Origin of the sequence: Agriterribacter sp. (genome assembly GCF_035445465.1) — a bacterium.
GTDB lineage: Bacteria > Bacteroidota > Bacteroidia > Chitinophagales > Chitinophagaceae > Agriterribacter.
In genome coordinates, this window is sequence record NZ_DAOMQT010000102.1 from 1 (window position 1) to 6,757 (window position 6,757).

General features: G+C 44.4%; 5 protein-coding genes. 2 read left to right on the forward strand and 3 right to left on the reverse strand.

Translation table 11 applies throughout. The features are described 5' to 3' along the window. Positions 1-263: 263 nt before the first annotated feature. Together PLE34_RS21315 and trpS are read right to left on the reverse strand one after the other, a co-directional pair. Positions 264-899, reverse strand: coding sequence for a deoxynucleoside kinase (locus PLE34_RS21315; protein WP_324560486.1), 636 nt, complete (start codon positions 897-899; stop codon positions 264-266). Positions 900-998: 99 nt separating this feature from the next. Then, positions 999-2,009, reverse strand: coding sequence for a tryptophan--tRNA ligase (gene trpS, locus PLE34_RS21320; RefSeq protein WP_324560489.1), 1,011 nt, complete (start codon positions 2,007-2,009; stop codon positions 999-1,001). A gap of 99 nt (positions 2,010-2,108) precedes the next feature. Between trpS and PLE34_RS21325 the strand changes: the two genes are divergently transcribed. Then, entirely contained in the window at positions 2,109-3,590 is a 1,482-nt protein-coding gene (locus PLE34_RS21325; protein WP_324560491.1) for an aldehyde dehydrogenase (NADP(+)), read from the forward strand. A gap of 205 nt (positions 3,591-3,795) precedes the next feature. Continuing rightward, on the forward strand, positions 3,796-4,632 hold the full coding sequence (locus PLE34_RS21330; protein WP_324560494.1) for an SMP-30/gluconolactonase/LRE family protein: 837 nt from the start codon (positions 3,796-3,798) through the stop codon (positions 4,630-4,632). A 257-nt stretch (positions 4,633-4,889) separates the two neighbouring features. Here PLE34_RS21330 and dnaK read toward each other — a convergent pair. Then, positions 4,890-6,757: molecular chaperone DnaK (gene dnaK, locus PLE34_RS21335; RefSeq protein ID WP_324560497.1), on the reverse strand; the 1,868-nt coding region annotated here is incomplete at its 5' end.

Sequence of the window (6,757 nt, forward strand, 5' to 3'; positions counted from 1 at the left end):
CTTACCGCCTCCTTTAAATTTATCAATCAAGTATTTTTACCGGACACTAATGATTTAAAATTTGAGATTGTTTCCGTTCGAATTCTGTTGTGCACGTTCGGATCAGGCTTTGGATTTTTTTAGTTTACAGTTTATTGTTTGTGGTTGTATTCCTTCAGATTTCGGTCTTCCTGCTTCGGATTTAATATTTGAATTTTATCCGCCCCCGCGGACAGGCCCGGATCTTGTGATTTGGTTCCTGATGCTTTGTATTCTCCCGAATTTCAAAACAATCCATACAACTGCGTATCAATCTTATGGATGATCTCTCCCAGGTGCTCTTCGTTTTCGGGAAATTTGTTTTTATCCACATCAATAACCAGAAGCGCCCCTTCTTTATAGCTGTCAATCCATTTGTTATAAAATTCATTCAGTCGTTTCAGGTAATCTAAGCGTATATTCTCTTCGTATTCCCTTCCCCTTTTTTGTATTTGTCCTACCAGCGTAGGCACCGATGCCTGCAAGTAAATAAGCAGATCGGGTGGATTAACCATGGTTTTCAGCGTTTCAAAAAAGCGAAAATAATTTTCAAAATCCCTTTTGCTCATCAGTCCCATTTCGTGGAGGTTAGGAGCAAAAATATGCGCGTCCTCATAAATAGTTCTGTCCTGTATAACCGTTTCGTTACCTTTTTGTATTTCAAGTAATTGCCTCAGCCTGTTGTTTAAAAAATAAATCTGGAGGTTAAAGCTCCAGCGGGGCATATCTTCATAAAAATCATAGAGGTAAGGATTGTGATCTATATCTTCAAACTGGGGTATCCAGCGGTAATGCTTGCTCAGCATTTCTGTGAGGGTGGTTTTTCCGGCTCCTATATTTCCTGCTACAGCAATATGTTTGGGTTTTTTAGTTTTCGCCATTACGAGTATGTTCAAAGTTTGAAATGAGGGATAGCAGATATAAGTGAGTATTCAAGATATATAATTTTAACTGCATTGAACCTCCGCGCTGTATTTTTCTTAAAAATATTTTATCCCTATAGCTTCACGCACTTGCTGCATGGTTCTTTTAGCGCTTTCACCCGCTTTAACAGCGCCTTTTTCCATCACTTCCTTCATATAGGTTTCATTATCGCGGATGGCTTTTGCCTTTTCACGTATGGGCGCAATAAACTGTACCATATCTTCTGCCAACTGCTTTTTTAAATCGCCATAACGTATGGTACAGTTATTATAATCCGCTTCAAACTTCGTGTACACACCGGTATCACTAACAAGCTTCAGGAGCTGAAATATATTTTCAATATAGTCTGGCATAGGCGAATGCGGCGCTTTCGGCCCTTCATCGGTTTTTGCCTTCATTATTTTTTTGCGGATGAGCTCGTCTTCATCAGAAAGATACAATGTTGCATTCTGATTTTCGCTCTTGCTCATTTTGCCCGTACCGTCTAATGCAGGCACTTTCACTAATGCTGCTCCAAAATTAAAGGCAAGCGGCTCCGGAAAGATTTCTCCGTAACGATGATTGAACCGGCTGGCGAAATTCCTCGCCATTTCCAGGTGCTGTTCCTGGTCTTTGCCTACAGGCACATACAACGCACGGTGCAATAGTATATCAGCCGCCATTAACGAGGGATAGGTAAGTAATGCCGCATTGATATTCTGTGGCTGTAAACGGGCTTTATCTTTAAAGGTGGTTGTTTTTTCCAGCTCTCCTTTGTAGGCCAGTGTATTCAGATATAAATAGAGCTCCGAAGTTTCATACACCGCGCTCTGGCAATACAATGCCGCCTTATCCGGACTGAGTCCGCAGGCTAAGTATTCCGATATTACGTGCAGCACGTTAGCCCTTAAGCTTTTGGTATCAGGATGCGTGGTAAGCGAATGCAGGTCGGCTACCATAAAATAACATTCATACTCATCCTGCATGCGCACATAGTTCTGTAATGCGCCAAAATAACTGCCCAGATGCAGTATCCCTGTTGGCCGGATACCGCTCATTACAACCGGTTTCTTTGCACTTTTTTCCATGGCGGCGAAGATACAGAATTTAGATGTTGAGGATAATCATTAAAGATTGCCGAAATTTGGGCAGAAAGTTTTATCCGTCTCACCTAATCATATATCACTATGCAAACATTTAAAGATGCTACAGCAGAAGAGATCAGCAAAGTAATGGAACAGGCATGGGCTGCGTTTGAGGTATACAGCACCTTTTCACTGCGGCAAAGAGCCGGCTTTATGCGCGCCATAGCCGGTGAGCTGGAATTGATAAGCGCAGCGGTTGTTGCTACAGCAATGAAAGAAACCAATTTACCGGAGGCCAGGTTAAAGAATGAGTTAACCAGAACAATATTCCAGCTCAACAGTTATGCCGATGCCTGCGAACAGGGCAACTGGCTGGAGGCAAGAATTGATACGGCAATTCCAGACCGCAACCCGCCGAAAACGGATCTGCGCAAAATGCTGGTGCCGTTAGGTCCTGTAGTTGTATTTGGGGCCAGTAATTTTCCTTTTGCTTATTCCACCGCTGGCGGCGATACGGCCTGCGCGTTGGCCGCCGGCTGCCCGGTAATTGTAAAAGCCCATCCGGCGCATGCACAAACATCTGAAATGGTGGCTGAGTGCATTATAAAAGCAGCGCGGCAAAGTAAAATGCCCGATGGTATATTCGCCCACGTGCATGGTGCGGGATTTGAAGTGGGAAAAAGCCTGGTAATGCATGCCCGTACCAAAGCGGTAGGCTTTACCGGTTCCTATACAGGCGGTAAAGCCCTGTTCGACTGGGCAGCCCAACGCAAAGAACCCATACCTGTTTTTGCGGAAATGGGCAGCATTAACCCGGTATACCTGCTTCCCGAAAAGCTCAGCCAGTCGCCTGTTGAGCAAGCCAAAGTATATGCCGGCTCCATTACCCTCAGCGCCGGCCAGTTTTGTACCAACCCCGGGTTGATCATTGGCATTGATAATGCCGACCTTAAAAAATTTATAACAACCCTGGGCAACGAAATAGAGCAGGTGGCGCCTTCCGCCATGCTGCATCCCGGCATAGCCAAAGCCTTTGCCGCCAACCGCTCCAAAGCATTGGCACAGGAACAGGTACATACGGTTGCCATTGCACAACAACCGCCACAGGAAAACCAGGGTATCCCTACCATTGCTTCAGCAACGGCACAGGCCTTTTTAAACAACCCCATACTCCACCAGGAAGTTTTTGGGCCTTACTCGCTTGTAATAAGATGCAAAGACATGGAGGAAATGATTGCCGTGGCAAAGCATATGGAAGGACAATTAACAACCACACTGATAGCAACGGAAACGGATATGCGCAATAACGCAGTATTGGTAGAAACGGTTAAGAACAGTTGCGGCAGGATTATTATAAATGGCGTACCCACCGGCGTGGAAGTATGCATGAGCATGCAGCACGGCGGTCCCTTTCCGGCAACAACCGATGCCCGGTTTACTGCTGTGGGCGCCGACGGCATTAAACGATTTGCCCGGCCATTATGCTTTCAAAACTGGCCGAACAGCCTGCTGCCCGATGAACTGAAAGACAGCAATCCATTGGGAATATGGAGAACGGTGAACAATGAGCTGACGAAAGCATAAGGATGGAGGATTTGAGATTTGAAATTTTAGATTTATAAACGCCCGATAGTCGCCACCGTGGCAACGCTCATTAACAGGAACTGATGCGATAAGCTGGAAACAATTCCGGGCTTGCCAATGCTTTATTTTTTATATTTGATAAAGATGCGGCACCGCTATCTTTAGCGTAAGACAATGTATTCATAAACTATAAACCATTTTGAACATGAAACCTTCTTTATTATGTGCCATCCTTTTCAGTTTCATCCTGCTGTACGGCACAGCGCAATCGCAGGAACATAAGCTGGTAAAACTATGGGAAACCGACACCCTTTTAAAAGTACCGGAATCTGTACGGTATGATGCCGCCAATAAAATTTTGTATACTGCCAATATTGACGGGCAGCCCTGGGAAAAAGACGGCAAAGGCTCTGTAGGGAAAGTAGGGCTTGATGGCAGGATCATTGCATCGGAATGGGTTACCGGGTTAAACGCGCCCAAAGGTATGGGCATTCATGCGGGCAAATTATATGTAGCCGATGTAGACGTGGTTGCGGTAATTGATATTGCAAAGGGAAAAATAATACAAAGGATTGCCGTAGACGGAGCGAAAGGTCTGAACGATATCAGTATTGACGCAAAAGGGGTGATTTATGTTTCAGATTCGCAAACCAAAAAAATACACCGTATTGAAAAGGGTAAAGCAATGGTGGTGATAGATAACCTGCAGGGACCAAACGGTGTGCTGGTAATTGGATCCGATTTGTATTTAACCAATTCGGGCGGTTTGTATAAGCATGAAAAAACCGGTGCCTTAACACTGATCGCCGACGGCATGGAAGGCGGAACAGACGGTATTGAAGCCGTGGGCAACGGCGATTTTATTGTATCGTGCTGGGCCGGCTCTGTATGGTATGTATATGCCGATGGTAAAAAAGATCATTTGCTGGATACGAGGGAGCAAAAGATCAATTCGGCCGACATAGGCTACGATCCTGTAAGCAAAACGGTATATGTGCCTACCTTTTTTAAAAACAGCGTGGCAGCGTATAGCCTTCAATAGCAGTTTGACTTACCGGAAAAAAGCAACCAAAAATCGAAGAAAGGGCGGTTATTGCCGAATAAAATTTCATAATCGCAGTAACTGAAGCATTTTTACATCAACAAGCAAACAGGTAAAACAAATTCAGTATCAGAAAACAGTAGGTTGTTTAATTCTTCGCCAAAAACCTGATCAGAATCAGGAATTTCCATCCATCAAAGATAAAGCCGGTTGCTACACAACCGGCTTTATCTTTCATACTGTTTTAAACAGGCAGCTTATTTCACTTCTTCAAACTCGGCATCGGTAACATTATCACCGTTTGCTTTAGCACCCTGCTGCTCCTGCTGCTGTGTAGCTTCATTTGCACCGGCGCCAGCCTGCTGCGCTTTGTATATCTCTTCGGAAGCAGCTGTCCAGGCGGTATTTAACGCTGCCATGGATGCATCAATAGCAGCAACATCCTGTTGCTTATGTGCTTCTTTCAACTTGTTCAATCCTTCTTCGATAGGGCCCTTTTTATCGGCCGGTATTTTATCTCCAAATTCCTTTATTTGCTTCTCTGTCTGGAAGATCAAACTATCGGCCTGGTTAATTTTATCTACCTTTTCACGGGCTTCCTTATCAGACGATTCATTAGCTTTTGCTTCCGCCTTCATTTTTTCCACTTCGTCTTTACTTAAACCGCTACCAGATTCAATACGTATTTTCTGTTCTTTTCCTGTGCCTTTATCTTTTGCGGTAACATTTAAAATACCATTGGCATCAATATCAAATATCACTTCAATTTGGGGCAGTCCGCGCGGAGCCGGCGGTATACCATCGAGATTAAACATGCCCAGGCTTTTATTTTGGGAAGCCATTGGTCTTTCGCCCTGGAGCACATGAATCTGCACACCCGGCTGATTATCGGAAGCAGTAGAAAACACTTCAGATTTCTTTGTAGGAATGGTGGTATTTGAGTCAATCAGGCGCGTCATTACGCCACCCATCGTTTCTATACCCAGCGAAAGTGGAGTTACATCAAGTAACAGCACATCTTTTACTTCACCGGTTAATACCGCGCCCTGTATAGCCGCGCCTAAGGCTACCACCTCATCCGGGTTAACGCCCTTATTGGGTTTTTTACCGAAGAATTTTTCCACTATTTCCTGCACTTTGGGAATACGGGTGCTTCCCCCAACCAAAATCACTTCGTCTATCTGGGAGGTATTTAATCCAGCATCTTTCAATGCCTGTTCACAGGGTTTTAAACACCTTTCCAACAGGTTATCTGCTAGCTGCTCAAATTTAGCCCTTGTTAATTTTTTAACTAAGTGTTTGGGAACACCGTCTACCGCAGTAACATAGGGCAGGTTTATTTCCGTTTCGCTGGAAGAGGACAACTCAACTTTGGCCTTTTCAGATGCTTCTTTTAAACGTTGCAAAGCCATCGGATCTTTCCTGAGATCAATATTTTCCTCTTTTTTAAACTCATCCGCCAGCCAGTCTATAATCACTTTGTCGAAGTCGTCTCCACCCAGATGCGTATCGCCATTAGTAGATTTTACTTCAAATACGCCATCTCCCAATTCTAAGATAGAAATATCAAAAGTGCCGCCCCCAAGGTCAAATACGGCTATTTTTTCATCCTTATGCTTTTTATCTAATCCATAGGCTAATGCAGCAGCAGTTGGCTCATTTACAATACGCCGAACAGTTAATCCTGCAATTTCACCTGCTTCTTTGGTAGCCTGGCGCTGGGCATCGTTAAAATAAGCCGGAACAGTAATAACTGCTTCCGTTACTTCCTGGCCCAGGTAATCCTCGGCTGTTTTTTTCATTTTCTGCAGGGTCATTGCAGAAATTTCCTGAGGCGTATACAATCTGCCATCAATGTCAATACGAACCGTATTATTGTCACCTTTTACTACTTTGTAGCTCCAGTGCTTAATTTCTTCTCCCACTTCGTCATAACGTCGCCCCATAAACCGCTTAGCTGACATTATGGTGTTTACCGGGTTCGTAATTGCCTGCCGTTTAGCCGGGTCTCCCACCTTGCGTTCACCGTTTTTCATAAAAGCAACAACAGAAGGTGTGGTACGGCGACCCTCATCATTAGCTATAACCACAGGTTCATTGCCTTCCATAACGGCAACGCAGCTAT